Here is a 26,430-nt window from a genome sequence, read left to right as displayed (position 1 = left end):
CCCGGGAAACTTCCCCTCGGGCAGGGGCGTCACTCGGTCACCTCGACGGTGCCGAGGGCGCCCCTTTCGGCGTCCAGGAAGGCGTGATCGACGACGGTGTAGTGACCGGCCTCCGGGAAGGTGAGCTCCACGAAACCCGCTTGGGCGGCCTCGAGCCCGAGGGCTTGGGAACCGCCGCCGCTGTTGCCGAATGCATCCTTCCCGTCCTTGAGCAGGTAGCCGCCCTCGAAGTAGACGGTGTCGAACTGGCCGCCGATGATGTGGAAGCTCGTGGACAGGTTCGGTCCTGCGGAAAGCACCCAGAACCGCACCCTCTCCCCCACCTTCGCGGTGAACGGGCGCTGCGCGTACTGGAAGGCGATGCCGTTGAAGGTCGAATAGTCGGGGGTGTCGGTCTGCGCCTTGGCGGCGTCGACCTCGGCGGCGGTTTCCGGGCTGGTTCCCGTGCCACCGGTCAGGTAGATCTCGGAGGCCACCAGGGCGTACTCGCGATCCACCGCGGGCAGGCCCTCGGGATCGATGATCACCGCGCCGTGCATGCCTGCGGCGATGTGCGCGGACACCGGGGCGGTGCCGCAGTGGTACAGCCACATCCCGGCGCGGTGCGCGGTGAACCGGTAGACGAGACTTTCGCCCGGGGCGACGGTTCGCATGGGCCCGTCGGGCGCGAGATTGCTGGCGTGGAAGTCGATGGAGTGGCCGATGGTGCCGTCGTTGATAAGGGTCACCTCGAACACGTCCCCGACCTTGCCGCGCAGGGTCGGTCCGACCGGCCCGCCGTTGAAGGTCCAGCGTTTCTGCCACACCCCGGGGGCCACTTCGAGGGGGAGCTCCGTGACGCGCATCTCCACGCGGTGGATGGTTTCCTCCGTGGTCGCCGGGGCGACGGGATCAACCACGGTGTTCAGCGGAGCCGAGTTGGCCTGCGCAGGGGCGTGGTCGTGTCCGCCACCTGTGGTTCCGTCCTGCGAAGTGGAGGCGTCCTGCCCCGAGACCTTGAGGGTGAAAACCATCCCGGCCTGGCGATGCCCGACGACGGTGCACCAGCCCTCGATGGACTCCCCGACCACGCCAAGATCCAGCTCCGCGGTCTCTCCCGCACTCAGCCTGGGGGTGGTGGCGTCGCCGAGCTTCAGGTCGTGGATCATGGTGGCATCAGCGTTGCTCAGCTCGATGATCACCCGGTCACCGCGGCTGACCTCCGCCGAGGCGGGCTCGAAGCGCAACCCCTCCTTGGCGGTGACCTGGATTCTCTGGGTCCTGCCCGTCGCGTTCACCCCCGTCGACGACGAACCGCCGCCCAGGCCGACCGCCGATGGGTCGATGCCGACCCCCACCGTGACGGCGAGGGTCAGGGCGAGCACACCCGCCAGCATCCCGTTGGCAGTCAGCGCGGATTCCCGTTCGGGCAGTTTCTGGGGCGGCCCGGTGCGGGGACCCGCCTTGGCGATCTCCCTGCGTTCCGCGACACTCGCTTTTATCCCGAGGATCATCAGGGGCAGGAAGGCCGCCACCGATCCCACCCCGAGCACACCGGAGGTGAGTTTCACCCAGGGTGGTGTGGGGGTGAGGAACAGTATCAGGGCGCCGTTGATGGCAACGATCCGGAAGGTGGTGAAACGGTCGAACCAGGCCGCGCCAGCCCGCACGACGCGGGGCCCGCCGCCGAGGACGGAGGGCAGCAGGTAGCTGAGTGCGCCGGTGAGCAGCTGCGCGGCGAAACCGCCGGCCCACACCACGGCGAGGGTTCCGGTCACCTCCGACCAGCCCGAGGTCGGGGTGGTCAGCACGATCCCGCCGGTGACCACCAGGGCAACCACCCACCAGATCATCGCGGCGAGCACGGAAGCGGGGGCGAATTCGCGCGGGGGTCGGCGTCGCAGCGGGGCGACGAGCACCCTGCCCCACCAGCCGAGCGCCAACAGGTAACCGGCCAGACCGGCCACCGCGACGTACTGGAGACCCGCCAGCGCGCCCGCCACCACGACCATCCCCGAGCCGATCAGCCAGGGAAGGGCCTGCTTGGCGAATCCCTCGGCGCGGTCGTCCATGCGGGTGCGCAGGATGGTGGGCCAGAAGGTGACCAGCGTCCCCACCACCGTCAGGCCGATCCAACCCAGCAGGTTCGTCATGGTGTGGGCGACGAGGAACCGCCAGTGCCAGGTGGCATCCAGTCCGAAGGCCAGCGTCGCCCCGAACGCAGCCCCGACCGGCAGGTGACAGGAGGCGGCCACGTAATACCAGACGGCCACCCGGAAACGTCCGGGCAGGGCCTTGCGGAGCTGCCGCCACAGCGAGATCCCGTGCCAGGAGACGGCCGCGGTCACGAACACCGCTCCCGCGACCACCAGCCACCACCAGGTGGCCGGCACCCCGACGAACACCGCCAGGGATCCCAGGGAGAGCAGGCCGAGACGCCTGCGCTGCGCGCGGTCCCGGGCCTCGTCGGGCCGGGTCTTGAGCAGGGCCGCTGTGAAGTACTGGCTCCACACGAGCACGGAGTGCGTCAGGGCCCCGAGCAGCACCAGGTGCACCATCAGCCAGGTGGATTCGGGCACCAGGCGATGGGCCGCGGCGACGATCACAGCGCTCAGCAACCAGATGATGACGGTGTAGTCGCGGGCACGATTGCGGCGCGAACCGCCGGGCCGTCCCCCACCGCCCGGCCGCCCCGCCTGAGGGAGCCGGCCGGTTTCCGAAGGTCCCGCTCCCGGACGGGTGGGGGTGCTCATGCCCGCACCGCCGAGTGGATGGCAGTTGCGGCGAACAACAGGATCGAGACCACGGTCATGGCTCCTCCGATCTGGTACAGGACGGTTCCGGTCAGGGCGCCGAGGACGCGCACCACCATGCCCAGGTGCAGCACTGTGAGCGGCGCCCACATGGCCGGGCGGTAAGGCAGGGGACGGGAAAGGACGGTCGGGAAGATGATGGGGGCGTGGGCCATGATCATGGACATGGCGAACCCCAGGAAGGTGCCGTGCACCACCACGTCGTAGGTTCCGGTGGCCTCTGGGCGGCCGACGATGACCCAGGTGAGGCCCGCGACGGCCAGCCAGAAGTTTCCCAGCAGCAGAGCGGCGGCGTTGTAGCGCCGCAGGCCCTCGCTTCGGATCAGCCGACGCCCGACGTCGTCGCGGATCAGCCAGAGCGCCACAAACAACACCCCGGCCCCGAAGATGCGGTCGCCGGAACCGGGCCACAGCAACGCGGAAACAGCACTCAGGGAGAGCCACGCGCTCGCCGCCACCAGGGTGGGGACGGCGCGGCGACCCATGGTCAGCTGCGCCAGCTCGGCGCGTTCGGCGGCGATCGTGACGACTATGAACCCGGCGAGCAGGGGGCAGCAGCGCGGGAACCTCCACGCTGACCAGCAGCGCGGCCGCGAGACACGCCAGGACCGCCCCCACCACCTGGGCGGCCACCAACGGCAACGGGGCGCGGCGGTACAGGGCGGCCATGACGGCGACGAAAGCGAGGGCGCCGTCGAACAGCAGCAGCTTCCCGAGCACCGGGAATGCCCCGGAGATCAGCACGAGAGCCCCCGCGCCGAGTAGGGCAGGTGCGGCGTAGGCAAGCCGGTTGCGCAGCGCTTGGGCGCGCTCCAGAGAGATCAGGGATCCCATGAATCCCAGGACCATGAGCGGCCCGTGCAGGTCGGCGAGCCGGCCGCTGGCCACCGGCGCCCAGACACCAAGCCGCACCAGTCCCGCGTTGAGGCCTGTCAGAAGGCTGATTCCCGCCAGCATCACCAGAAGGACACGGCGCGACACGGGAGCTGGTGCGGCCTTTTTCAAAGGGTTCAGCTGCGCCGTTCGAGCTTCAGCTTCCAAGCGTCGGGACCTTCTTGGACGTAGCTGACCTGGATGGCGTCGCCGTGGAGGTCGGCGATCTGCGCCAGCAGCGGCAGCGGGTTATGGGGGGCGACGAGAATGAAGGCGCCGCCCACGTTCAAGGAACCGACGACACCGAGGATCGCGGCGTGACGGATCGCGTGCGGGATGACGCGGGCATCGAGTTCGGGCAGGGAGTCGTGACCGCATCCGCAGCCACAGCTACCCCCGGAGGACTTCTCGGTGATGGGCAGTTCAGTCATGCGGCGGAGTTTAACGACATCCGCGGCACCACGGTGGACGACACCACCATTCGGGAGGATCGCCCAGTAGGCTTGCGGTCTGTCAGGGATAGTCATGCGCGAGGAGGGGGTGTCCATGCCGGTGATCCACGCCGCCATCACCACCGACCCCATCGACCAGTCACGTCTGGAGGCTCTCGTCTCCAGCGCGCGCGGGCGCGCGAGTGAGCTTTACGGGCCTGATCCGCGACCACGACGAGGAGGCCGAGGGAGTCGTCGTAGGGCTCGACTACACCTGTCATCCCGACGCTGACCGGTTCCTGGCCGGCGTCGCCGCATCCGTCGCATCGGACCTGGACCCGGAGGGCAGGGCCGTCCTCGCCGTCGAGCACCGGATCGGGTCCCTCAGGGTCGGGGATGTCGCAATCGTCGCCGTCGCCGCCTCCGCGCACCGCAGCCAGGCCTTCGAGCTCTGCCAAGCGCTGGTGGATCGCGTCAAAGCGGAGGTGCCGATCTGGAAGCACCAGCACGAGGAGTCCGGGCGCGCATCCTGGTCCAACCTGGGGCTGCCCCAGTGACCCTGACCGACCGTTTCGGTCGCGTTCACCGCGATCTGCGGATTTCGCTGACCGACCACTGCAATCTGCGCTGCACCTACTGCATGCCCGCCGAGGGGGTGCCGTGGCTGCCCCGCACTACCTTGTTGACCCCCGAAGAACTGATGCGGATAGTGCGGATCGCCGTCGGGGAGGGCATCGAGGAGGTGCGCCTGACGGGCGGGGAACCACTGCTGCGCCCCGACTGCGTGGACGTCGTGGCGGCCATCGCCTCGGTCGAGCCGCGCCCCGAGATCTCCATCACCACCAACGGCATCGGCCTGGCCCGGCTGGCCGAACCCCTGAAACGGGCCGGCCTGGCGAGGGTGAACGTCTCCTTGGACACCCTGAAACCGGATCGTTTCCACCAGCTCACCCGCCGCAACCGGCTCGCCGACGTCCTGACCGGGATCGCAGCGGCGGATGCCGCGGGACTGCATCCAGTGAAACTGAACGCACTGCAGTTGCGGGGAATCAACGACGACGAGGCACCCGATCTCGTGGCGTTCGCGATGGATCACAGTTACGAGTTGCGTTTCATCGAGCAGATGCCCCTCGACGCGGGGCACACCTGGCGACGGGACGCGATGGTGACCGCCGCCGAGACCATGGCCAGGCTCAGCGAATACTTCACCCTGACCCCGCTGCCGGGTCGTGGTGCGGCACCCGCGGAACGTTTCCTGGTGGACGGCGGCCCCGCGACCGTCGGCATCATCGCATCGGTGACTGCGCCGTTCTGCGGCGCCTGTGACCGGTTGCGGTTGACCGCCGACGGGCAGCTGCGCAACTGCCTGTTCGCCACGGAGGAATCCGACTTGCGCACCCCGATGCGAGGCGGTGTAAGCGACGAGGAACTGGCCGGGATCTTCCACCGCTGCCTGCTGCGCAAACTGCCCGGCCACGGAATCAACGATCCCGGCTTCCTTCAGCCTCAACGTCCCATGAATGCGATCGGCGGATAGCTTTTCAGCCGCATGTGCGGATACCATGCTGGGGTTTGAAACTCAGATCCCCAGGAACAGGATGTACCGGTGAGCCCCATGACCACTTTCAGCATCCGGGAAGCCGCGCAGCTGATCGGCGTCAGCGACGACACCCTCAGGCGAAACATTGACCGGGGTGTGCTGCGCGCATCCCGTGACGGCGGGCACCTCAGCATCGACGGACGCGACCTGGTGGCCTTCCAGCAGGCCCGGCAGGCCACGGTCGACACGGAGGGCACCCCCACCTCGGCACGCAACCGCTTCACCGGACTGGTGATGGCCGTCAAGAAGGACAAGGTGATGGCAGAAGTGCAGTTGCGATGCGGTCCCTTCGTCATCACATCCCTGATGAGCACGGAGTCCGCGGAACGTCTTGGACTGACACCGGGAACGCTCGCCACGGCCGTGGCGAAGGCCACCACGGTGATCATCGAAACCCCGGAAGGACTCTCGTGAAGAAACTCACCCTGACCCTCACGGGCCTGTTGGCCCTGACCGCCTGCGGCTCCCAGGCCACGTCCAACACCAGCCAGAGCGCACCACAACAGGCGGCGTCCTCCGCCGCATCGGGCGACACCAACCAGACCAGCGCGACTCTGACGATCTTCGCCGCGGCCTCCCTGAAAGACGTCTTCCCGAAGATCTACGAGGAGTTCAAGAAAACCCACCCGAACTACACCATCGAGTTCTCCTTCGGTGGTTCCTCGGAGCTGGCCACCCAGATCAACAATGGCGCCGAGGCCGATGTCTTCGCCTCCGCCAACGAGAAACAGATGACGGTGGCCTCCGACGCCGGAAACGTCGATGCCGCTGGCACGAAGATCTTCGCCACCAACACCCTGACGCTGATCACTCCTCCCAGCAACCCGGCAGGGATCACGACACTGGAGGATGTCACCAAGGAGGGCGTGAAGCTCGTGGTGTGCGCCGAGCAGGTTCCCTGCGGCGCGGCCACCAAGAAACTCGCGGAGAGCACCGGTTTCACCTTCACTCCGGTATCGGAAGAGCAGAAGGTCACCGATGTGTTGGCCAAGGTCACCTCGGGTGAGGCCGACGCGGGTCTGGTCTACGTCACCGACGCCGCAGGAGCCAAGGAGAAGGTCAAGGTCGTCGACACCCCCGAGGCCGAGAAGATCGTCAACAAGTACCCGATCGCGGTGACGAAATCCGCGCGCCAGGGAGCCCAGGCCTTCGTCGACTTCGTTCTCGGTGAACAAGGCCAGTCCATGCTGCGGGACGCCGGTTTCGGCGCGCCCAAGTGACGACCCCCCGATGGGTGGTGCTGCCGGCGGCGCTCGGTATGCTGCTGGTGGCACTGCCCCTGGCTGGGTTGCTCAGCAAGGTACCGTGGCCCGGCCTGTGGGAGCTGCTGACGTCTCAGTCGTCACTGGCGGCGCTGCAGCTCAGCATCCTCACCGCGAGCGTCAGCACCGTTTTCTGCATAGTGCTCGGCGTACCGATGGCGCTGGTCCTGGCGCGTCACGGGCTGCGCTGGCTGCGCCCCCTGGTCCTGTTGCCCCTGGTGCTGCCCCCCGTGGTCGGGGGTCTGGCGCTGCTGTTCACGTTCGGGCGGATGGGGCTGATCGGGCAGCACCTGGAGGCTGCGGGCATCAGGATCGCCTTCAGCACCGTGGCCGTCATCCTGGCGCAGACCTTCGTGTCGCTGCCCTTCCTGGTGATGGGGCTCGAGGGGGCGCTGCGCACCGCCGGGGACCGCTACGAGAGGGTGGCCGCCACCCTCGGGGCCTCCCCCACCCGGACCCTGTTCACGGTGACCCTGCCGTTGGTGCTCCCAGGGCTTTTGTCGGGGGCCGTGCTCAGTTTCGCCCGGGCACTGGGTGAGTTCGGCGCCACCCTGACCTTCGCGGGTTCCCTGCAGGGCAGGACCCGCACCTTGCCGCTGGAGATCTACCTCCAGCGGGAGGCCGACCCGAATGCAGCCATCGCCCTGTCGCTGCTGCTGGTGATCTTCGCGGGGATCGTCATGGTGATCGCGTACGGAAAGGGAAGGATCAGGTCGTGAAGGGACTGCACTGGGAGGGAACCCTCAATTCCCGTAACCACGAGACCGGCCTGGACGTGCCTCCGGGGCGGGTGCTGGCCGTGGTCGGCCCGAACGGGGCCGGGAAATCGACGCTGCTGGATCTGCTGTGCGGGCTGTTGAAGCCCGACCGCGGCAGCCTCAGTATCGACGACCAGGTCCTGGTCGACTCCCGCCGTTTCGTGCCCGCCCACCGGCGGCGCATCGGCTTGCTCGGGCAGCAGCCGCTGCTGTTCCCGCACCTCGACGTGCTGAGCAACGTCGCTTACGGGCCCCGCGCCCAGGGGCTGCGGCGCGACGATGCCAGGGCGTTGGCGCTGGAGATGCTGGACCGTGTGGATGCCGCCGCTCTGGCCTCCCGCAGGCCCGGTGAACTCTCCGGCGGCCAGGCGGCGCGGGTCGCGCTGGCCCGGGCGCTAGCCACCAAGCCCCGTGCAATGCTGATCGACGAACCCTTCGCCGCCGTGGACGTCGAGTACACGCCCCGGCTGCGGGTGGCGGTCAAAGCGGCCCTCGCCGAGGTCGGCTGCCCCTGCGTCATCGTCACACACGACCCGACCGACGTCGCGGCACTGGCCGACGACGTCGCGGTGCTGGAAAGTGGCCGGATTGTGGAACACGGCCCGGCCACCGAGGTCATGGCCCGCCCGGAAAGCTCGTTCGGGAAGCTACTGTTCGACCGGGACTGACCCAAGCAATCTCCTTGACACCGACTGCTTCTCGTTCGCCATATGGCTGGGCCAAGCTTCTTGAAAGAGCTTCCGGAGAAAACGAGGCGAGCCACTACCGGGCCACGACCGTGAGCACCCCCTCCTCGTCCGTGTTCACCGCCACTTCCGTGTCGTAGACCCGGCTCAGGTTCTCCGAGGTGCAGACCTCGTGTGGGGTTCCCTGGGCCACCACCTCGCCGGCGGCCATCAGCATCACCTCATCGCAGAAGCGGGTGGCCAGGTTGATGTCGTGCAGGACCACCAGGGCCAGTCGGGAGGACGGCTCCCCCGCCTCCGTATCCTTTCCGTTCCGTTTCTCGGCGACTGTGGCCTCGGAACCGTGGACGTGTTTGCGGACGCTGCGCAGCACCCGGACCTGATGTTTCAGGTCCAGGGCGCTGGTCGGTTCGTCGAGCAACACGAGTTCGGGTCCGTGCACAAGGGTCTGCGCCAGGGAGATGAGCTGCCGTTGACCTCCCGAGCACTCCCCCAGATAGGTGTTGGCAAGCCTGCCGATGCCCAGCGCCTCGAGGGCGGCGTAGGCGCGTTCCACGTCTTTTTTCGGGACCCGCCACGCCGAGCCGCCGCGTTGGGCCGAGACCAGCACCGATTCCATGGCGGTCAGAGCGATGTGCCCCGGGATCTCCTGGGGCATGTACCCGGTGACGTCCTGCAGGGCGCGGCCGCTGCGTTTCCCGTAGCTGACCGACCCGTGGCAGTGCTGGGCGCCCGCGATGGAACGGACCAGCGTCGACTTCCCGCAGCCGTTGGGGCCGAGCAGCCCCGCGACGACGCCCTCCTTGATGGTCAGGTCGAGACCGGAGAGCACCGCGTGTTTTCCATAGCTCACGCTGATGGATTCAAGGTTGAGCATGAGTTCCGAACCTCTTCTCGTGAGCGTGGTCTAGTTGGAGATGGCGGAGGTGGTGCGCCGCCTGCCCAGGATGATCAGCACGAACACCGGGACACCGACGAGGGCCGTGAGGATACCGACCGGGAGCACCACACCCGGCACCACGATCTGGGCCACCGCATGGGCGCTGGTGAGCACCAGAGCGCCGCAGGCCATTGCCGTCGGCACGAAGAGCCGCTGGTCCTCCCCCACCAGGATGCGGGCCACGTGGGGGCCGACCAGGCCCACGAAACCGATGATCCCGACGGAGCTGACGGTGAGCGCCGCGATCAGGGAGGCCCCCAGCAGGGTCCACATGCGGACGTTGTCGACCTTCACACCCATGGCCCGGGCCCGGGCCTCACCAAGCGAGAGCGCAGTGAGTTTCCACTGGTTCATCGAGAACAGCGGAGTGACCACGATGAGGGAGACCAGCACCATGGCGATGGAGAACCAAGTGGCGCGTTCCAGCGACCCCATGGTCCAGAACACCATCCGCTGAAGGGATTCCTGGGAGGCCCGGTACTGAAGCAGCATCAGCAACGCCTGGAACCCGAAGACCAGGGCGATACCCAGCAGGATGATGGTTTCGCGACCCGACCGCCGCAGCCGCGACACCAGCGCAATCACCCCGCTGGCGACCAGAGCCAGCGCCGCGGCGCCGATCGGCACGGAGGCCTCGGAGAAGAAGGGGAAACTGATCCCGGTGGCGATCACGATTGCCGCGCCGCAACCCGCAGCGGCGGAGACGCCGAGGGTGTAGGGCTCCGCCAGGGGGTTGTCGAGAATGGTCTGCATCTGCGCGCCGGCAAGGGCCAGTGCGGCTCCGGCCACCACCGCCATGAGAGCGGGCGGGGTACGCAACTCCATCACGACGGTTCGGGTCCGCCCGGACACCTCCGCCGCCCATCCGGCATCGATCCCCAGTTGCTGCAGTCCTTCCGCGATCCCCCTGAGATAGGTGCTGGCGATGTCCGCGGCGCTGATGTTGAGCGGCCCCACCAGCATGGCGATCACGAACATGGCCACCACGGCCACGAGAATGCCGACGAGGGTCAGCATGCGTTTGGTCTTGATCCGCCAGAACTCGGCGAGTGCTTCCTTCTGGGAGCCGTCCTCCAGTACCGCGGCTTCCACTGCGGCGCTACTCTCCGAGACGGTCTCGGCTGCCTTGGTGTCGGTCATGACAGCTTGGCGGCAAAGACGCCCTCGGCCTTGAAGGGCATGAACTTGTCGTGGAACTCGCTCCAGGCGGCGTCCACCTCGGGCAGCCCGTCAACCTTGAGTCCCTGCCATTCGGCGAAGGCGACGTAGGCGAGGAAGTTGTACGGCGCGTCGTAGAGCTGGTGGTAGATGCCGTAGACCTGTTTGTCGCTGAACGCTTTCAGCTCGCTGTAACCGGTCTCGCTGGACAGCTGCCCCAAGGTCTGGTTCGTCTCCTCAGGGGTGGCGTTGTAGCCGAGTTTGACGTACTTGATGACCGTCTTCTCGCTCACCTTCTGCTTCTCCCAGTCGCCTCCCGTGGCGATGATGATGTCCGGCTGGGATGCGATCAGCTGCTCGGCCGTGACGGTGCCCGCGTCCCCATCGATAAGTTTGGTGCCGAGGTTGTTGCCGCCGCTGGCGGTGACAATCTGGCCGAAGTTGGACTCCCCGAAGGTGCGGCCGGGTTCGGAGATGCCGGGGGAACGCCACACGAAAACACTCGGGCGATCCGCCTCGGCCTTGGCCTTGGCTGCCTCCAGGACCGGGTTGACCAAGGAGTCATAGTAGGTGAGGAACTCATCCGCCTTGCCGGAGACGCCGAAGGCCTGGCCCAGCAGCCGGACGCTGGTGTGGGTGTTCTCCACCGGTTTCTTGCGGAAATCGGTCACCAGGTAGGGGATCTTGGCGGAATCCAGTTTCGCGTCGAACCCGGCCTGTTTGGCGGCCTCGTACTGTTCCAGGGTCATGAGGAACAGGTCGGGGTTGTACTCGAGGAGGTTCTCCACGCTCAGGTCTCCCTTGGCGACGCTGCCGACGGTGGGCAGCTCTGCCGCCTTGGGCTGCACCTTCACCAGGCGATCGTAGATGTCGGGGGCAGCGCTCTGGAGGTCGGTTCCCCAGGCCACGACCTTGTCCATGAGGTTGTCACGCTGGAGGAAGAGCAACGAGTAGGCCTGCCGGGACTCCCCCAGGATGATCTTGGAAGGAGCAGCTTCCAGGGTGACGGTACGGTCCGCGACATCGGTGATGGTCATTGCGCCGCCGGCTGATCCTGAAGTAGAGGGCGCAGCCGGCTGGTTGCCGTTGCTGCACGCCGAAACGGTGGCCACTCCCAGCGCTCCTGCGGCTCCTGTCAGAAAAGTCCTGCGTTTCATATCCATGCCTCCTGCCGCCACGGCGGCGCGATTGTGTGTGGTGGTGTTGGTCAGATCGGACTACCCGGGACGCTTGCCGCGTCACCGCAAAGATAAAGCTAGGCAACCCTAAAGGCAGGTCGCCGGATTACGCAACTTTGGAATTGCACTATGCGAGACGAGGCTTTGCGTGACAGCGACCTCCACCCGTGTTTCATGTCAACTAGTAGCGTCTCGCTCCGTCATTGCGACCGGGCCTTGCCCGCAGAGCCTTTAAAATCTAGGGGTGGAGAAGACGAGGAAGACCGTGTCCGAGGAGTGGATCACGCACATTGGCGGGGCGAATCGCGAGCCCATCGGCTGGATCGCACCCCGCGGCGAAGGTTTCGTCGCCATCGACCTGCTCGGTCGGGAACGCAGCGAAACAGTGGACTGGCTCGAAGCGGAGGAGACCCTCGACGAGCTTGGCATCCGCTACCTGGCCGCCCCCTACGAGCTCGTGACCGACTCGGGAACATCGAAGGTCTACATCGCCGAGGCAACCCCGGATTTCGTGCGCGTCAAAGAGGATGACTTCAACGACATCAATTCCAACCAGACCTTCCACACCCTCCCGTTCCCTGTGCCGGAGGAGTTGCTGCGGGAGCTTCCGGGCCGCTGATTCAGCCCCCGGCGAAGGGCGGCAGGACGTCGACCCCCTGCACCCCAGTCAGGTCGTGGTCGTCCGGCAGGCCCGCCCTGCCGTCGACCAGCATGGAACAACGCCCCAGCACCGCCTCGAATCCCTCACCGTGACGGGCAACGAGGATGGCCTTCAGCTCACCGAGGGTGGCGGCCTCCACCTCCTCGGTACCGGTCCCGGCGGCGGACTCCGCGGCCGCGAACAGCCGGACGAGGATCATTTCTCCTCCTTCTCCGGCGGCAGGGGCGCCGAAGTGGCGGCGTCCTCCACCACCCGGCGCAGGTAGTCGAGGTCGCGTCCCGGAGTGGCCCCGACAGCCAACCCCCACAGGTGAGCGCTCACGGGGGCCATGGGGCGTGCCCCCGCGTGAGCGATCTCACGGCTGAGTTCCAGTACTCCATGAATGTCCACGCGCACCGGGTCGATATCCAGGGCCGCACAAGCCCGATTCACGAACTCCTGCCAGCCCGTCTCGTCCTGACTCATCTTCTCCCTCCAGAACTCATTCCAGTAAGCGTGATCCACCCACGTGTCCACGTCACGCCCGTCATCATCGGCATCGGGCAGCAGCCCCAGCCGCATGCCCGCCAGCAACCCGCGAACCGACCGGTTCCGTGGGTCGCCGTAGGCTCGGGCCACCGCCCGCAGCCGCGTGGTGCGGTGGATTCCCAGCAGCCACTGCGGGTTTCCCTCAGCCGAGGCCAGGCAGTAGCCGTCCAGGTCGTTACCCCGCGTGGTCGCGGCGAGCAGCCGGGGCACCGCCGCCTGCACACCGGGCAGGTCGCAGGCCAGCACCACCGTCCACTCCGCGGATCGTTCAACGGATTCCAGACCGGCGACGATACCGGCAGCGGGCCCAGTGCCGGGGGGATCCTCGAGAGTGACCAGCACCCCGTCAGGCGCAGCAACCTGCCCGACCACGACCGTCGTGCGGGCATACCGCACAGCTTCGAGCACCACATCGAGCAGCCGTCTGCCGCCCACCGTCAGGTCAGCTTTCGACACTCCCCCCAGCCGCGATCCACGCCCGCCGGCCAGGATGATCGCATCGAACTCAGGCATCGCGCCGCCAACGACCCGAGCGACCGCCCTCCTTGGCGAGCAGCTTCACCTCACGGATGTAGGCGTGCCTGTCGAGGCCCTTGACCATGTCGATCAATGCCAGCGCGGCGACGGATGCGGCGGTGAGGGCCTCCATCTCGACGCCGGTGCGGTCGGCGGTGCGCACCGTGGCGACCACCTCGATGCTCTCGGTGCCGAGAGTCAGATCTACCGCGGCGCCGTGCACCCCGATCACGTGGGCCAGCGGCAGCAGCTCCGGGGTTCGTTTCGCCGCAGCGATCCCGGCGATCCGCGCCACCGCGAGCACGTCGCCTTTCGGCATTTCCCCGGATGCGATGCGCCGCAGGATCTCCGGGTCGCAGACCACCGTCGCGGAGGCGGTGGCGGCGCGTTTCGTCGGTTGTTTGTCGGTGACGTCGACCATGCGGGCCTGGCCGGCGGAATCGAGGTGGGTGAATTTCACAGGTACCTCCGGAAGGAGACGAGGTCGCCGGGCCGGACGTTGTCCGTCGGTTCGTCGAGCAAAGCCAGGCCATCCGCCCGAGCGGCAGCTGAGACCAGGTGAGAGGCCGAGACTCCCTCATGGGCGGGCGCCACGACCAGGCGCCCCGACTCGTCGGATGAAACGACGACCGGCACCACCTGACGACGACCCCTCGGGGCGGGCCAGGGAGATCCGACGAGGGCCCGCAGCCAGGGTCGTGGTTCGCGACCCAGCATCGCGTCGATCAGCGGCTCCACGAACAGTTCGCAGCTGACCATCGTGGACAGCGGGTTGCCGGGCAACGCCACCAGCGGCACCTCCCGCTCCCCCGCCCGCCACAGCGCCCAGCCCTGCGGTTTCCCGGGTTGCATGACGACGTGGACGAAACGGGACCGCACCGCGGCGGAGGAACCAAGTTCCCCGCCCAGCACCTGCCGCACCACATCGTGGTCGCCGACAGAAACCCCGCCGCTCAACACCACCAGATCCGCCCCTGACGCCGCGGCATCCAGCCGGGCGGCGAAACTCTCCGGGTCATCGGGCAGGACCGGGGACGCGACCACCTCAGCGCCCATCCTGCTCAGCTGCCCGGCCATGAAGGTGCCGTTCGACTCGTAGATCTGGCCCCGGGCCAGCATCGCCCCCGCGGGACGCAGCTCATCGCCCGTCGCGATGACGGCGACGCGGGGTCGCCGCACCACCGTAACCTCCCCCCGCCCGCAGGCGGCTGCTGCGCCGAGGGCCCGCGGCCCCAGCCGCAGCCCGGCCGACAGCACCTCGGCGCCGGCGGAAAAATCCTCCCCCGCCGCCCTGACGTGGTTCTTGGCGCCCGGTTCCTCGACGATCCGGATGATCCCTCCGGATTCCTCAGTCAGTTCGACGGGCACCACCGCATCGGCCTGTGACGGCAGAGGAGCGCCCGTCATGATCCGCACGCACTCGCCGCGACCCATCGCCGGATCCAGCGGTGACCCCGCGGCGACCGTCCCGACCACACTCAGTTCGGCGCCCCAGTGCCGGTCGGTCTCGTGGACCGCGAAACCGTCCATGGCGGAGTTCACGAACACCGGCACAGCCGTGGCTGCTGTCACCGGCGTCGCCAGCGTCCGCCCGTCTGCCCGGTCCAGGGATACGGTCTCGACATCCGTGATCCGCGCCACGAGCCGGAACAGCTCGGCCCGGTACTCCTCGATACTCAATCTGTCGCGCACGTCAACTCCTCCCGGCAAGTGGCAGTTCCACCACCCTCGCCCGGAGGGTGTCGATGTACATCACGCGCCCCAGCAGCGGCTCCCCCACCCCGGTGAGCAGCTTGACCACCTCGGTGGCCATCACTGAGCCTACCCAGCCGGTCATGGGACCCAGCACCCCGACCTCGGAGGCCGTCGGGCAGCTTCGCGGGGGGTCGGGAAACAGATCCGACAGGGCCATTCCGTGGCGTTCCCACAGCACCGTGACCTGCCCGTTGACGGCCTGGACGGCACCGAAGACCAAGGGCAGGTCGAGGCGCTGGCAGGCCCTGGCCACGACCAGGCGGGTGGGCAGGTTGTCCACCGCATCAACCACCACGTCGCAGTCCCCGAGAATCTCCTCCGCCGTCTCCTGCGTGACGCGCAGAGGCACGGGAATCACCTCGACCAAGGGGTTGAGGTCCGCCAGCCGCGCGGCGGCGGCGTCGGCCTTGGAGGCTCCCAGGGTCGCGTTTCCGTAGAGGGTCTGGCGTTGCAGGTTGCGTTCCTCCACGACGTCGTCGTCGACGACGATCAGCCGCCCCACCCCGGAGGCGGCCAGGTATTGCAGCACGGGTCCACCGAGGCCGCCCGCCCCGATGCAGCACACCGTGGCGGCCTTGAGCCTGCCCTGGGCCTCCTCCCCGAAACCGTCGATGGCCATGGTTCGCTGGTAGCGTTCGCGTTCGGCTTCGGTGAGGGGCTCGGGGACAGCGATGACCGGCTGCATCAGCTCTCCGGTAGCGCGTCGAGAATGACCCGGGCCAGTTCCCCGGGGTCGCGGTCCGGGTGGGTGGCGATCGCCAACCCCCACAGGTAGGCGGAGACCGGGGCCATGGGGCGCTGGTAGCGTGCCGCGACCTGGCCCGTCAGGTCGTGAACGGCGCGCGGCGAAACCCCGGATGCGTCGACCTCCAGGGCCGCGGCCACGTGCTCCACCCAGGCGGCCCAGGCGGTCTCGTCAATGGGTTCCCTACCGCTCACACCTGCTCCTTCAGTTTGGGTTTGTCCCACAGCCCGGCGGGCACATTGGTGTGCCGGGCCGGTTTCCTACCGGCGGAGCGGTAGACCACGTAGGGCCGGGTCACATACCCGACCGGGATGCTGAAGGCGTGCACCAACCGGGTGAACGGCCAGATCAGCAGGATCAGGAACGCCAGGAAGGCGTGCGCCTGGAAGGAGAACGGCGAGTTCACCATCAGCTCGATGTTCGGCTGGAAGGTGAAGATGCTGCGGAACCAGGGACTCACCCCCTGCCGGTAGTTGTAGTGGTGGTCGAAGGTGGTGGTCAGCGTGTTCCACGCGCCGGTGACGAGAATGGCGGTCAGCACCACGTACATCACGACGTCCCCGATGGTGGTGGCCTTCCGCACCGCGGGCACGGCGATGCGCCGGATGATGAGGATCAGGTACCCGACGGCGATCATGATCCCGGAGACCCAGCCGCCGGCCACCGCGACCAGGTGGTAGGTCTCCTGTCCGATGCCGAGGGCATCGGTCCACGATTTCGGAATGACCAGCCCCATGAGATGCCCACCGAAGGCGAACAGCAGACCGAAGTGGAACAGCGGCGCACCGATGCGCAGCAGCCGCGACTCATAGATCTGCGAGCTGCGGGTGGTCCAGGAGAACTGGCTGAACCGGTATCGCCAGATCATGCCGACGACGAAGACCGCCATCGCGATGTAGGGGAAAACCCCCCAGAGCAGAGTGTTCATGGATCAGACTCCCAGCAGTTCAGCGTCTTCGTCGGGACGGGGGTTCAGGAACGGATCGATGCCGTAGGGTTCCAGCCCCACGTCCTCGGTCTCGGGGCCGTCGCGGAGCAGTTTCGCGACGGTTTCGGCCTGCTCACCGTCGATGGCGGGCAGGGTGGCGCGCAGGGCGGCCAGCGCCCCGTGCCAGGGGGATCCCCGGTGCTCCAGGGCCATGGCCAGCAGTTCCACCCCGGCGCGATGCCGGTTGACCAGGTCCCAGGCGACATCCAGGTCGCCGAGGGCCCCGAACTCCAGCACCACCGACAGGTGATCGGGCAGTTCCTCGTCGCTGACCTCCATCCCGGCGCGGCGGTAGGCCTGTTTGAACTGCACCAGCGCCACCCCCCGCTTCCGGCTGTCGCCGTGGGCGTAGTAGGTCAGGTGCAGGGCACACTTGCGGGTGTGGTCGAAGGTCTCGACGTAGGCCCGCCGGGACGCCTCCAGGCCCTGCTTTTCGAGGTGGTCGATCACCCCGATCAGCGGCTCCCCCGCCGGCGCGGGCAGCCGCCCGGCCGCATCACGAAGCCGCGTCAGGTTCCGGAACAGCTTCACCGACGGGTAGTCCAGCAGCAGCGAGACGGCCTGCCACGTCACGCGCAGCTGGTCGTCGGGCAGCTCCCGGGCCGGCACCTTCGGGGCCCGGCGTCCGATGCCGGGTAGCCAGCGTCTCATCACCTCACCCCCGAGGTCGGTATGCCGTGGCCGTCCCAGTCGAGGAAGGTGCCCTGTCCCTGGGCGGTCTCCCGCCGGGCCTTCGCGGCCGAGTAGCTGCCGATCGTCACGGCCACGGGACCGCTGCCGGGGGCCGTACCGCCCTCGCCGACGGGGCATTCGGTGGAGATCGACTCCAGGCTGTGGGCCTGTTCCTTGTGCGACGGCGGGATGACGTAGCGCTCGTCGTACTTGGCGATCGCGAGCAGCCGGAACATGTCCTGGATCTCCTGGCCGGTCATGCCGACCTTGGCCGCGATCTCCTCGTTGCCGACCCCGCCGAGGTTGATGTCGCGCATGTAGGAGCGCATCGCGGCCATCTTCTCCAGGGCGGCGCGCACCGGGGTGACGTTGCCGGCCGTGAACAGGTTGGCCAGGTACTCCATGGGGATGCGCAGCACGTCGATGGCCCCGAACAGGTTGTCGACGTCTTCTGCGTCGTATCCGGTGGAGGCGACGGAGTCGACGATCGGCGACAGCGGCGGGATGTACCAGACCATCGGCATGGTGCGGTACTCCGGGTGCAGGGGAAGCGCCACCTGGTGATCCATGATGAGTTTCTTCACCGGGGAACGCCGGGCCGCCTCGATCCAGTCGTGCGGGATGCCCTGGCGTTCCGCCTCGGCGCGGATCTCGGGATCCTCCGGGTCGAGGAAGACCGTGAGCTGTTTCTCGTACAGCTTGTGTTCGTCGCGTTCGGCCGCTGCAACGAGCACCGCGTCGGCGTCGTAGAGCATCAACCCGATGTAGCGCAGCCGTCCGACGCAGGTTTCCGCGCAGATCGTGGGGATCCCCAGCTCCACGCGCGGGTAGCAGAAGGTGCATTTCTCGGCCTTGCCGGTGTGGTGGTTGAAGTAGACCTTCTTGTAGGGGCAGCCGGAGATGCACATGCGCCAGCCGCGGCAGCGGTCCTGGTCCACCAGGACGATGCCGTCCTCGGCGCGTTTGTAGATCGCACCGGAGGGGCAGGAGGCAGCGCACGCCGGGTTGAGGCAGTGTTCGCAGATGCGCGGCAGGTAGAACATGAAGGTCTGTTCGAACTCGAACTTCACCTTGTCCTCGATGCCCTTGAGCATCGGATCCTTGTGCCCGTACTCGACCGCACCGCCCAGGTCGTCGTCCCAGTTCGGGCCCCACTTGGGGGTCATGGGTTCCCCCGTGATCAGGGAGTGGGCCCTGGCCACCGGGAAGTGCTTCTGCCCCGCCGGGGCGTTCAGCAGGTTCTGGTAGTCGTAGGTCCACGGTTCGTAGTAGTCGTCGATCTCGGGCATCTTCGGGTTGCCGAAGATGTTGAGCAGCTTGTGGAACCGGCCGCCGCCCTTGAGGCGCAGCCTGCCGCGCTTGGTGACCTCCCAGCCGCCCTGCCATTTCTCCTGGTTCTCGTACTCCCGGGGGTAGCCGAGACCCGGACGGGTCTCCACGTTGTTGAACCACACGTACTCGGTGCCGGAGCGGTTGGTCCACGCCTGCTTGCAGGTGACCGAGCAGGTGTGACAGCCGATGCACTTGTCGAGGTTCATCACCATCGCCATCTGGGCCATGATTCGCATTTTGATTAGGTCCTTTCCGGCTCAGAAGTAGGTGACGTCTTGGGAACGCCTGCGGATCATCGTGACTTCGTCACGGTTGTTGCCCGTGGGTCCGTAGTAGTTGAACGCGAAGGCGATCTGTCCGTAGCCACCGGCAATGTGGGTCGGCTTGATCATGATGCGGGTCATCGAGTTGTGGATACCGCCGCGGCGCCCATTCCGCTCCGTCAACGGCACCTCGATGAGGCGATCCTGGGCGTGGTACATGTACACGGTGCCCTCGGGCATGCGGTGCGAGACGATCGCGCGGCAGCTGACGACGCCATTGCGGTTGACCAACTCGACCCAGTCGTTGTCCTTGATCCCGACCTTGGCCGCGTCCTGCGGGCTGATCCAGATCTGCTGACCGCCGCGGGAGAGCGTCTGCATGAACCAGTTGTCCTGGTACTGCGAGTGGATGGCCCACTTGAAGTGCGGCGTGAGGTACCGCACGGACACGCCGAGCTCGTTGACCTCACCGGGCGGGGCCTCGCCGAACAGCTGGGTCATGTTGAGGGGGCCGCGGTAGGTGGGCAGCTGCTCGCCGAGCGCGATCATCCAGTCGTGGTCGAGGTAGAAATGCATGCGCCCGGTGAGCGTGTGCCACGGCTTCATGCGTTCCACGTTGATGGTGAACGGGGCGTAGCGTCGGCCTCCCGATTCGGATCCCGACCACTCAGGTGAAGTGATCACCGGCTGCGGCTGGGCGACGATGTCCTGGAACTTGATGTGCTTGCCCTCGTGCTCGGCCGCCAGGTCGTGCAGCTGCACGCCGGTCCGTTTCTCCAAGGTCTTGAACCCCTGGGTGGCCAGGTGCCCGTTGGTGGTGCCGGCCAGCGACATGATCGCCTCGGCGACGTCGATCCCATTGTCCAGCTGCGGACGGCCGTCGGCGGGGCCGCCGCGGCGGGTGCCGTTCTTGCCCTTGAGGTACGCGATGGCCGACGTGACGTCGGTGACGAGGCCTTTCTGGGCAGTGCCGAGCTTGTCGAGCAGCGGACCGACGGTGCCGTATTTCGCCCCGATCGCGGTGTAGTCGCGTTCGACGACGGTCAGGCGCGGCATGGTGACCGCCGGAATCGGATCCACCTCGCCCTTGCTCCAGTCCCTGACCACACCGTGAGGCATGGCCATCGCGTCCGGTGAGTCGTGCATCAGCGGGGTGGCCATCACGTCCTTGCGCACCCCGAGGTGATCCTCGGCCAGCTCGGAGAGTTTGTCGGCGATCAACTGGAACGTCTCCCAGTCCGTCTTCGCCTGCCACGGCGGGTTGATGGCGGGGGTGAACGGGTGGATGAACGGGTGCATGTCGGTGGTGTTGATGTCGTGTTTCTCGTACCACGTGGCCGCGGGCAGCAGCACGTCGGACATCAACGTCGAACTGGTCATGCGGAAGTCCAGCGTCAGCAGCAGGTCGAGTTTGCCCTCGGGCGCCTGCTCCCGCCAGACCATGTCCTTGGGGCGCATCTCCCCCTCCGCCTCGGCGGCGGTGACGGCGTGGTCGGTGCCGAGCAGGTGCCTCAGGAAGTACTCGTCGCCCTTGGCGGTGTTGCCGATCAGGTTGGAACGCCACAGGGTCAGGGCCCTGGGGAAGTTCTCGGGATTGTCGGGGTCCTCGACCGCGAACTTCAGACTGCCCCGTTTGAGCTGGTCGACGATGTAGGCGGGGGCCTCCTGCCCGGCGGCGGCGGCCTCGTCGGCCAGGACGAGGGGGCTCTTCTCGAACTGCGGGAAGAACGGCATCCAGCCCAGTTTCGCGGACTGCACGTACAGGTCGGAGGTGACCTTCTTGTCGAACAGGTCGTTGCCGAACTCCTTGGCGGAGAGGGTGTCGGCGTCGAAGGTGTCGTAGCGGTACTGGTCGGTGTGGATGTACCAGTAGCCGGTGTGGATCATCTGCCGGGCGGGCCGGTGCCAGTCCAGTGCGAAGGCCATGGTGGCCCATCCCGTGATGGGACGGGCCTTCTCCTGGCCGACGTAGTGGGCCCAGCCGCCCCCGTTGCGGCCCTCGCAGCCGCAGAACTGGATCAGCGTCAGCATGGTCCGGTAGATCACGTCGGCGTGGTACCAGTGGTTGGTGCCGGCCCCCATGATGATCATGGAGCGTCCGTTGGTGTCGATCGCGTTCTGCGCGAACTCCCGGGCAACCCGGATGACCTGAGCGGCGGGAACGTTGGTGATGGTCTCCTGCCACGCGGGGGTGTAGATGCCCTCGACGTCGTCGTAGTCCTTCGGCCAGTTTCCGGGCAGACCCGGGCGGGCCACGCCGTACTGGGCCAGCAGCAGGTCGAGGACGGTGGTGACCAGCCGGTCCCCGACCCGCCGCACCGGCACCCCGCGCCGCAGCCCGAAGGGCTCCTCGGTGTCGTTTGCGAAGCAGGGCAGCTCCACCTCGACCATCTCGTGTCCGGGGGTGTCCATCATTGTCAGGGCGGGTTTGAGGTCACCCAGGATCAGGTTCCACCTGCCCGCATCGGCTTCGCCGAAACGGTGCCCGAGGGTGCCGTTGGGGCTGGCTATCCGGTCGGTGTTCTCGTCCCAGACGAGCGGCTTGAACATGGCGTTGGCCTGCTCGGCCAGTTCCCCGCCGACATCGCCCGCAACGAGGTTCTTGCCCGGCCGGTACACCCCGGGGGTGTGTTCGTCGAGGGTGATCAGGAACGGGGAGTCGTTGTAGGTGCGGTTGTACTCGTCGAAGAACGGCACCCGCCGTTCGGCGAAGAACTCCTTCAGCACCACATGTCCCAGCGCCATGCCGAGGGCCGCGTCGGTGCCGGGCGCGACCGGCACCCACTCGTCGGCGAACTTGGTGGCTTCCGAGTAATCGGGCGACATGACCACGACCTTCTGGCCGCGGTAGCGGGCCTCGACCATCCAGTGGGCGTCGGGCGTACGCGTCAGGGGCACGTTCGAACCCCAAAGCATCAGGTAGCCGGCGTCCCACCAGTCGCCTGATTCACGCACGTCGGTCTGGTCGCCGTAGACCTGCGGCGAGGCGGGCGGCAGGTCGGCGTACCAGTCGTAGAAGGACAGCATGCAGCCGCCGATGAGGCTGTGGTACCGGGCACCGGATGCGTGGGAGACCATCGACATGGCCGGGATCGGCGAGAAACCGGCGATCCGGTCGGGACCCCAGCGTTTGATGATGTAGGTGTGGGCGGCGGCCACCATCTCGACGGCCTCGTCCCAGTTCGCCCTGACGAAACCGCCCTTGCCGCGGGCCCGTTTGTAGGTGCGCGATTTCTCCTCGTCCTGGACGATGGAGGCCCACGCCAGCACGGGATCACCGTATTGGGCCTTGGCCTGCCGGTACATCTCCAGCAGGACGCCCCGGATGTAGGGGTAGCGCACCCGGGTCGGGGAGTAGGTGTACCAGGAGAACGACGCTCCGCGCGGGCAGCCGCGGGGTTCGTACTCGGGCCGGTCGGGACCGACGGAGGGGTAGTCGGTCTGCTGCGCCTCCCAGGTGATGATCCCGTCCTTGACGTAGACCTTCCAGGAGCACGACCCGGTGCAGTTCACCCCGTGGGTGGAGCGAACCACCTTGTCGTAGGCCCAGCGGTCCCGGTAGAAGGAGTCGCTGCGACCGCCCTTCTTGTGGACGGTGCGCCCGTCACGGGAGACCTCACCCCGCGTGAAGAACCGGCCGGTGTCAACCAGCAGATCCGTGAGCGGACCGTCCATGCCCACCTCGTACGTGTTGGTCATTGCTTCTCTCCTTCGTGTCCGGTTTCCCGGCTGAGCCTCAGGCAGCAGGGTCCGCCCGAGAAGTCTGCTTCGAGTTCGACGTCCGTGTCGGCTTCCCCGAGTACCCCAAGCGCCCCGCGGATGAGCCCCTGGTGTGCGCCACACACGGCCTCGGGGCACGAGAAAGCGGTCTCGCTGAGTGGGCAACCGCGCAGCTCCGCAGCCAGACGGCACGGCCCGGTCCGTGTCACCCGGGGGTCGTATCCCCAGGACCTCAACAGCCCGAGTACGACATCGACCTTGTCCTGCCAGCCGGCCTCGGAAGGCTTGGGCAGCCCCAGGATGCCGGCGTCCAGGGTGCGCATCGCCCACTCCTTCAGCACGTCCTCGGCCTTGGTGCTCTCGACGTCCAGCACCTGGGCGAGCACCTCGGTCAGCATCTGGTAATCGTCCTGGATGGTGGCCGAGGGGACGGCGCGGGGCACCGGGAAGTAGCGGCGCCGGGGCCGCCCGACCCCCACCCGTTCGTCGCGCTGCAGGAGTCGTTCCTCAGCGACGAGCCGGTTGAGGTGTACCCGGACGGTGGTGACGTGCAGCCGGAGCTGCTCGGCGATCTCGGCGACCGTGAGGCCCTCGGGATGGCGCGCGAGGAGATCGAGGGCAGCATCCTGCGCGGATGCGGTTTGTTCGCCCCCGGCCACCTGCCTCGCAATGGTCACCGACATCCTCCTGCAATCAGAATAAAAAGGGAAGCCCTGGTCGGCCCGAAACGACAATTTAGCAATGAACTTCTTGTTTAAAACCCTTGCCGTTGGGCCTTCCCGGCCTCGTTTGTTGACTTGATACTACAGCCACACATAGGCTCCTGCCAGCAATTAAAAGGGACCACCCCCATTGGAGGGAGCGCCGTGAGCGCCGACACAACCAGACATCATGAGGCCCCGGGCGCCGTGCGTGTCCTCACGATGTCCAGCATCTCGTTCACCCTGATGTTCGCCGTGTGGCTGATGTTCGGGATCCTCGGCAAACCCATCCAGAAGGAGTTCGGCCTGGACTCCGTGCAGCTGAGCTGGATCAGCGCCGTCGCGGTCCTGAACGGCTCCATGTGGCGCCTGCCCGCAGGAATCCTCGCCGACCGTTTCGGCGGCAAGATCGTCTTCACCGTGATGATGACCTTCGGGGCGGTGGCCTCACTGGCGGTTTCCTTCGCCGACAACTACGCGATGCTGCTGGTCCTGGCCTTCTGCGTCGGCATCGTCGGTAACTCGTTTTCGGCCGGTGTCGCGTGGAACTCGGCCTGGTACTCCCCGCAGCACAAGGGCTTCGCCCTCGGCGTTTTCGGCGCAGGCAACGTCGGCGCCTCCGTCACCAAGATCATCGGCCCCGGCATCATCACGGCCACCGCGGGCAGCGCCGTGCTCGGTTTCCTCCCCGGCGGCTGGCGCCTCATCCCCATCGTGTACGCGATCCTGCTGATCGTGGTCGGGATCCTCCAGTGGTTCATCACCCCCTTCCCGGATCGCACACCGGGGGCGAGCGCCAGGATCTCCGAGATGCTGACGCCGCTCAAGGACATCCGGGTGTGGCGCTTCAGCCTCTACTACGTGATCGTCTTCGGGGCCTACGTGGCCTACTCGGCGATCCTGCCCACCTACTACCAGGACGTGTTCAGGGTCGATCTCGGCACCGCCGCCCTCCTGACCACCACCTTCATCTTCCCCGCCTCCCTGCTGCGGCCACTGGGAGGCTGGGTCTCCGACCGCTGGGGTGCCCGCACCGCCATGTACGCAACCTTCGTTCCGATCGGCGCCCTTTTCACCGTCCTGTGCATCCCCAGCGGGGTCGACGCGCATGGCAACGCCTACGGCCTGCCGCTGTGGCTGGTGGTGACGCTGATATTCCTGATCGGCTGCACCATGGGCATCGGCAAAGCAGGGGTCTACAAGCACATCCCCACCTACTTCCCGCACCACGTCGGTTCCGTCGGAGGTCTCGTCGGCATGCTGGGTGGCCTGGGTGGCTTCTTCCTTCCCCCGATGTTCGCCTACATCGAGAAGTTCACGGGACTGGCTTCCACCCCCTTCATCGTACTGACCGTCCTGACAGGCCTTACGCTGATCTGGATGCACCTCGTGATCTCCCGCATGAAGCGGATGAACCCCGAAATGGATCTCGTCGAGGTCCCCGACGGCGCCCGGCCCGTGTAGGAAGGAGAAGGAAGACCAATGAGCACACCGGCAGAGAAACCCCGCTCCGGGGAGTGGCTCGAGGACTGGGATCCCCAGGACGAATCGAAGTGGGACTCCAGGATCGCCTGGACCACCCTGACCATCACGACGTTCTCGCTGACCATGGCGTTCGTGTCCTGGTTCCTGCCGAGCGCGATAATCCCGAAGCTCACATCCATCGGCTTCGCCTTCAGCAAGGACGAGCTGTACTGGATGACCTCCATGGTGGGTCTGTCCGCGGGCATCCTGCGCCTGGTGTGGATGGTCCTGCCCCCGATCCTGGGCACCCGGAAGCTGGTGACCATCACGTCGGTGCTGATGATCCTGCCGCTGATCGGCTGGGGGTTCGCAGTCCAGAACCCGGGCACCCCCTATTGGTTGTTCATGGCCCTGGCCTTCCTGGCGGGCATCGGTGGCGGCGCGTTCTCCGGTTTCATGCCCTCTACCTCCTACTTCTTCCCGAAACGCCTCCAGGGCACCGCGCTCGGCCTCCAGGCGGGCATCGGCAACTTCGGTGTCTCGCTGGTGCAACTGCTCACCCCATGGCTGATCGGTTTCTCCATGGTGTCCTGGCTGGGCGCCGCCCAGCACGGCCCGAAGGGTGACGTCTGGTACCAGAACGCGGCCTTCGTGTGGGTGCCGCTGCTGGTGGCCATCGCGGTGTGGGCCTGGCTGGCGCTCAAATCCGTGCCGATCAAGGCCAACATCAGGCAGCAGTTCGACATCTTCAGCAACCCCGACACCTGGTGGATGACCTACCTCTACATCATGACCTTCGGCACGTTCTCGGGTCTGTCCGCCCTGTTCGGCCTGCTCATGACCAACCTGTACGGCTCGGGGGCGGGTTTGAACGACCTCGTCGCCCAGGGTTACGTACTCAAGGACCCGGCTGTCTACGCCTTCCTGGGCCCGCTGGTCGGAGCCGGGGCGCGGGTGGCCTTCTCGCCGCTGACCGACAAGATGGGTGGCGCGATCTGGACCCTGATCTCCGGGATCGGGCTGGTGATCTCCATTCCGGTCACCATTCTCGGCCTGACCCCGGACAAGAGTTCGGTGGCGGCCCTCGACGGCAGTTTCAACCTCTACCTGTGGGGCATGCTCGCGATCTTCCTGTTCTCCGGGATCGGCAACGCCTCGACGTTCAAGCAGATGCCGATGATCTTCGAACCGCGGCAGGCGGGCGGTGTGATCGGCTGGACTGCCGCCATCGCCGCCTTCGGGCCGTTCCTGTTCGGCGTCGGCGTGACCCTGCTGGGGGCCGTCGCGTTCTACTGGGTCGGTGTGGTATTCGCCCTCGGTGGGGTGGTCATCACCTGGCAGCGCTACGCCCGCAAGGGCGCTCCGAAGCCCAGCTGATCACCGCCGGTGGCGGTCCGCACCAAACCG

General features: G+C 67.1%; 27 protein-coding genes. 10 read left to right on the top strand and 17 right to left on the bottom strand.

Annotation, left to right across the window (positions count from 1 at the left end):
- Positions 1–29: 29 nt before the first annotated feature.
- On the bottom strand, positions 30–2,732 hold the full coding sequence (locus tag EL272_RS03810) for a multicopper oxidase domain-containing protein (protein ID WP_082793861.1): 2,703 nt from the start codon (positions 2,730–2,732) through the stop codon (positions 30–32).
- Entirely contained in the window at positions 2,729–3,277 is a 549-nt protein-coding gene (locus tag EL272_RS15670; protein ID WP_082793862.1) for a hypothetical protein, read from the bottom strand. Before EL272_RS15670 ends, EL272_RS03810 begins: the two co-directional genes overlap by 4 nt.
- Between EL272_RS15670 and EL272_RS15665 the strand changes: the two genes are divergently transcribed.
- Positions 3,276–3,557: a hypothetical protein gene (locus tag EL272_RS15665; RefSeq protein ID WP_082793863.1), complete on the top strand. Its 282-nt coding sequence runs from the start codon at positions 3,276–3,278 to the stop codon at positions 3,555–3,557. The two genes, EL272_RS15670 and EL272_RS15665, sit on opposite strands and share 2 nt — an antisense overlap.
- Positions 3,558–3,802: 245 nt before the next feature.
- Here EL272_RS15665 and EL272_RS03800 read toward each other — a convergent pair whose 3' ends face one another.
- Complete coding sequence (locus EL272_RS03800) at positions 3,803–4,096, bottom strand: DUF2249 domain-containing protein (protein ID WP_041697192.1); 294 nt, start codon at positions 4,094–4,096, stop codon at positions 3,803–3,805.
- 203 nt (positions 4,097–4,299) lie between these two features.
- Between EL272_RS03800 and EL272_RS03795 the strand changes: the two genes are divergently transcribed.
- The 6 genes from EL272_RS03795 (at position 4,300) to EL272_RS03770 (ending at position 8,384) form a co-directional block, all read left to right on the top strand.
- Complete coding sequence (locus EL272_RS03795) at positions 4,300–4,653, top strand: molybdenum cofactor biosynthesis protein MoaE (protein ID WP_197720291.1); 354 nt, start codon at positions 4,300–4,302, stop codon at positions 4,651–4,653.
- A complete protein-coding gene (gene moaA / locus EL272_RS03790; RefSeq protein WP_061787841.1) occupies positions 4,650–5,633 on the top strand; it encodes a GTP 3',8-cyclase MoaA in 984 nt (327 codons plus the stop codon). Before EL272_RS03795 ends, moaA begins: the two co-directional genes overlap by 4 nt.
- A gap of 78 nt (positions 5,634–5,711) precedes the next feature.
- Positions 5,712–6,110: a TOBE domain-containing protein gene (locus EL272_RS03785; RefSeq protein ID WP_061787842.1), complete on the top strand. Its 399-nt coding sequence runs from the start codon at positions 5,712–5,714 to the stop codon at positions 6,108–6,110.
- A complete protein-coding gene (gene modA / locus EL272_RS03780) occupies positions 6,107–6,916 on the top strand; it encodes a molybdate ABC transporter substrate-binding protein (RefSeq protein WP_110644251.1) in 810 nt (269 codons plus the stop codon). Before EL272_RS03785 ends, modA begins: the two co-directional genes overlap by 4 nt.
- Positions 6,913–7,677, top strand: a complete 765-nt coding sequence (locus EL272_RS03775; RefSeq protein WP_061787843.1) for an ABC transporter permease — start codon at positions 6,913–6,915, stop codon at positions 7,675–7,677. The genes modA and EL272_RS03775 overlap by 4 nt, the downstream gene beginning before the upstream one ends.
- Complete coding sequence (locus tag EL272_RS03770; protein WP_061787844.1) at positions 7,674–8,384, top strand: ATP-binding cassette domain-containing protein; 711 nt, start codon at positions 7,674–7,676, stop codon at positions 8,382–8,384. The genes EL272_RS03775 and EL272_RS03770 overlap by 4 nt, the downstream gene beginning before the upstream one ends.
- A 94-nt stretch (positions 8,385–8,478) precedes the next feature.
- On the opposite strand, the gene EL272_RS03765 is transcribed toward EL272_RS03770, so the two are convergent.
- From EL272_RS03765 to EL272_RS03755, 3 genes are read right to left on the bottom strand one after another with little or no spacing between them, the layout of a single operon-like run.
- Entirely contained in the window at positions 8,479–9,279 is an 801-nt protein-coding gene (locus EL272_RS03765; RefSeq protein WP_061787845.1) for an ABC transporter ATP-binding protein, read from the bottom strand.
- A gap of 30 nt (positions 9,280–9,309) precedes the next feature.
- The gene (locus tag EL272_RS03760) at positions 9,310–10,482 is read right to left on the bottom strand and encodes a FecCD family ABC transporter permease (RefSeq protein ID WP_014845898.1); all 1,173 of its coding nucleotides are present in this window, start codon (positions 10,480–10,482) and stop codon (positions 9,310–9,312) included.
- Positions 10,479–11,537, bottom strand: a complete 1,059-nt coding sequence (locus tag EL272_RS03755) for an ABC transporter substrate-binding protein (RefSeq protein WP_244926107.1) — start codon at positions 11,535–11,537, stop codon at positions 10,479–10,481. The genes EL272_RS03760 and EL272_RS03755 overlap by 4 nt, the downstream gene beginning before the upstream one ends.
- A 385-nt stretch (positions 11,538–11,922) precedes the next feature.
- On the opposite strand from EL272_RS03755, the gene EL272_RS03750 reads away from it, so the two are divergent.
- A complete protein-coding gene (locus EL272_RS03750) occupies positions 11,923–12,297 on the top strand; it encodes a hypothetical protein (RefSeq protein WP_073970067.1) in 375 nt (124 codons plus the stop codon).
- Position 12,298: 1 nt separating this feature from the next.
- On the opposite strand, the gene EL272_RS03745 is transcribed toward EL272_RS03750, so the two are convergent.
- Genes EL272_RS03745 through EL272_RS03695 form a run of 11 tightly spaced genes read right to left on the bottom strand, consistent with a single transcriptional unit; the run spans position 12,299 to position 23,535 of the window.
- Positions 12,299–12,538, bottom strand: coding sequence for a MoaD/ThiS family protein (locus EL272_RS03745; RefSeq protein WP_061787848.1), 240 nt, complete (start codon positions 12,536–12,538; stop codon positions 12,299–12,301).
- Complete coding sequence (locus EL272_RS03740; RefSeq protein ID WP_073970068.1) at positions 12,535–13,380, bottom strand: NTP transferase domain-containing protein; 846 nt, start codon at positions 13,378–13,380, stop codon at positions 12,535–12,537. The genes EL272_RS03745 and EL272_RS03740 overlap by 4 nt, the downstream gene beginning before the upstream one ends.
- A complete protein-coding gene (gene moaC, locus EL272_RS03735) occupies positions 13,373–13,843 on the bottom strand; it encodes a cyclic pyranopterin monophosphate synthase MoaC (protein WP_061787849.1) in 471 nt (156 codons plus the stop codon). The genes EL272_RS03740 and moaC overlap by 8 nt, the downstream gene beginning before the upstream one ends.
- A complete protein-coding gene (locus EL272_RS03730) occupies positions 13,840–15,075 on the bottom strand; it encodes a molybdopterin molybdotransferase MoeA (protein WP_061787850.1) in 1,236 nt (411 codons plus the stop codon). Before EL272_RS03730 ends, moaC begins: the two co-directional genes overlap by 4 nt.
- Position 15,076: 1 nt before the next feature.
- A complete protein-coding gene (locus EL272_RS03725; RefSeq protein ID WP_061787851.1) occupies positions 15,077–15,823 on the bottom strand; it encodes a HesA/MoeB/ThiF family protein in 747 nt (248 codons plus the stop codon).
- Positions 15,823–16,077: a DUF6457 domain-containing protein gene (locus EL272_RS03720; protein WP_014845882.1), complete on the bottom strand. Its 255-nt coding sequence runs from the start codon at positions 16,075–16,077 to the stop codon at positions 15,823–15,825. Before EL272_RS03720 ends, EL272_RS03725 begins: the two co-directional genes overlap by 1 nt.
- On the bottom strand, positions 16,074–16,811 hold the full coding sequence (gene narI / locus EL272_RS03715) for a respiratory nitrate reductase subunit gamma (RefSeq protein ID WP_014845881.1): 738 nt from the start codon (positions 16,809–16,811) through the stop codon (positions 16,074–16,076). The genes EL272_RS03720 and narI overlap by 4 nt, the downstream gene beginning before the upstream one ends.
- 3 nt (positions 16,812–16,814) lie before the next feature.
- Positions 16,815–17,522: a nitrate reductase molybdenum cofactor assembly chaperone gene (narJ, locus tag EL272_RS03710; RefSeq protein WP_014845880.1), complete on the bottom strand. Its 708-nt coding sequence runs from the start codon at positions 17,520–17,522 to the stop codon at positions 16,815–16,817.
- The gene (narH, locus tag EL272_RS03705; protein ID WP_061787852.1) at positions 17,522–19,111 is read right to left on the bottom strand and encodes a nitrate reductase subunit beta; all 1,590 of its coding nucleotides are present in this window, start codon (positions 19,109–19,111) and stop codon (positions 17,522–17,524) included. Before narH ends, narJ begins: the two co-directional genes overlap by 1 nt.
- A 21-nt stretch (positions 19,112–19,132) precedes the next feature.
- Positions 19,133–22,837 carry a nitrate reductase subunit alpha gene (locus EL272_RS03700; RefSeq protein WP_014845878.1) on the bottom strand — a complete coding sequence of 1,235 codons (3,705 nt, stop codon included), beginning with the start codon at positions 22,835–22,837 and terminating at the stop codon, positions 19,133–19,135.
- A complete protein-coding gene (locus EL272_RS03695) occupies positions 22,834–23,535 on the bottom strand; it encodes a helix-turn-helix transcriptional regulator (protein WP_159424558.1) in 702 nt (233 codons plus the stop codon). Before EL272_RS03695 ends, EL272_RS03700 begins: the two co-directional genes overlap by 4 nt.
- A 189-nt stretch (positions 23,536–23,724) precedes the next feature.
- On the opposite strand from EL272_RS03695, the gene EL272_RS03690 reads away from it, so the two are divergent.
- Together EL272_RS03690 and EL272_RS03685 are read left to right on the top strand one after the other, a co-directional pair.
- The gene (locus EL272_RS03690; protein WP_244926106.1) at positions 23,725–25,023 is read left to right on the top strand and encodes an MFS transporter; all 1,299 of its coding nucleotides are present in this window, start codon (positions 23,725–23,727) and stop codon (positions 25,021–25,023) included.
- Positions 25,024–25,041: 18 nt separating this feature from the next.
- Positions 25,042–26,400: an MFS transporter gene (locus EL272_RS03685; protein WP_014845875.1), complete on the top strand. Its 1,359-nt coding sequence runs from the start codon at positions 25,042–25,044 to the stop codon at positions 26,398–26,400.
- The last annotated feature ends 30 nt before the right edge of the window (positions 26,401–26,430 follow it).

Origin of the sequence: Arachnia propionica (assembly GCF_900637725.1) — a bacterium.
Taxonomy (GTDB): Bacteria; Actinomycetota; Actinomycetes; order Propionibacteriales; family Propionibacteriaceae; genus Arachnia; species Arachnia propionica.
This window is presented reverse-complemented; position numbering and strand designations above follow the sequence as displayed.

Bases quoted from the DNA above. Each gene is read 5' to 3' on its own strand.
- EL272_RS03810 (WP_082793861.1), bottom strand. From the start codon at position 2,732: ATGAGCACCCCCACCCGTCCGGGAGCGGGACCTTCGGAAACCGGCCGG.
- EL272_RS15665 (WP_082793863.1), top strand. From the start codon at position 3,276: ATGGTCAGCTGCGCCAGCTCGGCGCGTTCGGCGGCGATCGTGACGACT.
- EL272_RS15670 (WP_082793862.1), bottom strand. From the start codon at position 3,277: ATGGGTCGCCGCGCCGTCCCCACCCTGGTGGCGGCGAGCGCGTGGCTC.
- EL272_RS03800 (WP_041697192.1), bottom strand. From the start codon at position 4,096: ATGACTGAACTGCCCATCACCGAGAAGTCCTCCGGGGGTAGCTGTGGC.
- EL272_RS03785 (WP_061787842.1), top strand. From the start codon at position 5,712: ATGACCACTTTCAGCATCCGGGAAGCCGCGCAGCTGATCGGCGTCAGC.
- EL272_RS03765 (WP_061787845.1), bottom strand. From the start codon at position 9,279: ATGCTCAACCTTGAATCCATCAGCGTGAGCTATGGAAAACACGCGGTG.
- EL272_RS03760 (WP_014845898.1), bottom strand. From the start codon at position 10,482: ATGACCGACACCAAGGCAGCCGAGACCGTCTCGGAGAGTAGCGCCGCA.
- EL272_RS03755 (WP_244926107.1), bottom strand. From the start codon at position 11,537: ATGACCATCACCGATGTCGCGGACCGTACCGTCACCCTGGAAGCTGCT.
- EL272_RS03745 (WP_061787848.1), bottom strand. From the start codon at position 12,538: ATGATCCTCGTCCGGCTGTTCGCGGCCGCGGAGTCCGCCGCCGGGACC.
- EL272_RS03740 (WP_073970068.1), bottom strand. From the start codon at position 13,380: ATGCCTGAGTTCGATGCGATCATCCTGGCCGGCGGGCGTGGATCGCGG.
- EL272_RS03725 (WP_061787851.1), bottom strand. From the start codon at position 15,823: ATGCAGCCGGTCATCGCTGTCCCCGAGCCCCTCACCGAAGCCGAACGC.
- narI (WP_014845881.1), bottom strand. From the start codon at position 16,811: ATGAACACTCTGCTCTGGGGGGTTTTCCCCTACATCGCGATGGCGGTC.
- narJ (WP_014845880.1), bottom strand. From the start codon at position 17,522: ATGAGACGCTGGCTACCCGGCATCGGACGCCGGGCCCCGAAGGTGCCG.
- narH (WP_061787852.1), bottom strand. From the start codon at position 19,111: ATGCGAATCATGGCCCAGATGGCGATGGTGATGAACCTCGACAAGTGC.
- EL272_RS03700 (WP_014845878.1), bottom strand. From the start codon at position 22,837: ATGACCAACACGTACGAGGTGGGCATGGACGGTCCGCTCACGGATCTG.
- EL272_RS03685 (WP_014845875.1), top strand. From the start codon at position 25,042: ATGAGCACACCGGCAGAGAAACCCCGCTCCGGGGAGTGGCTCGAGGAC.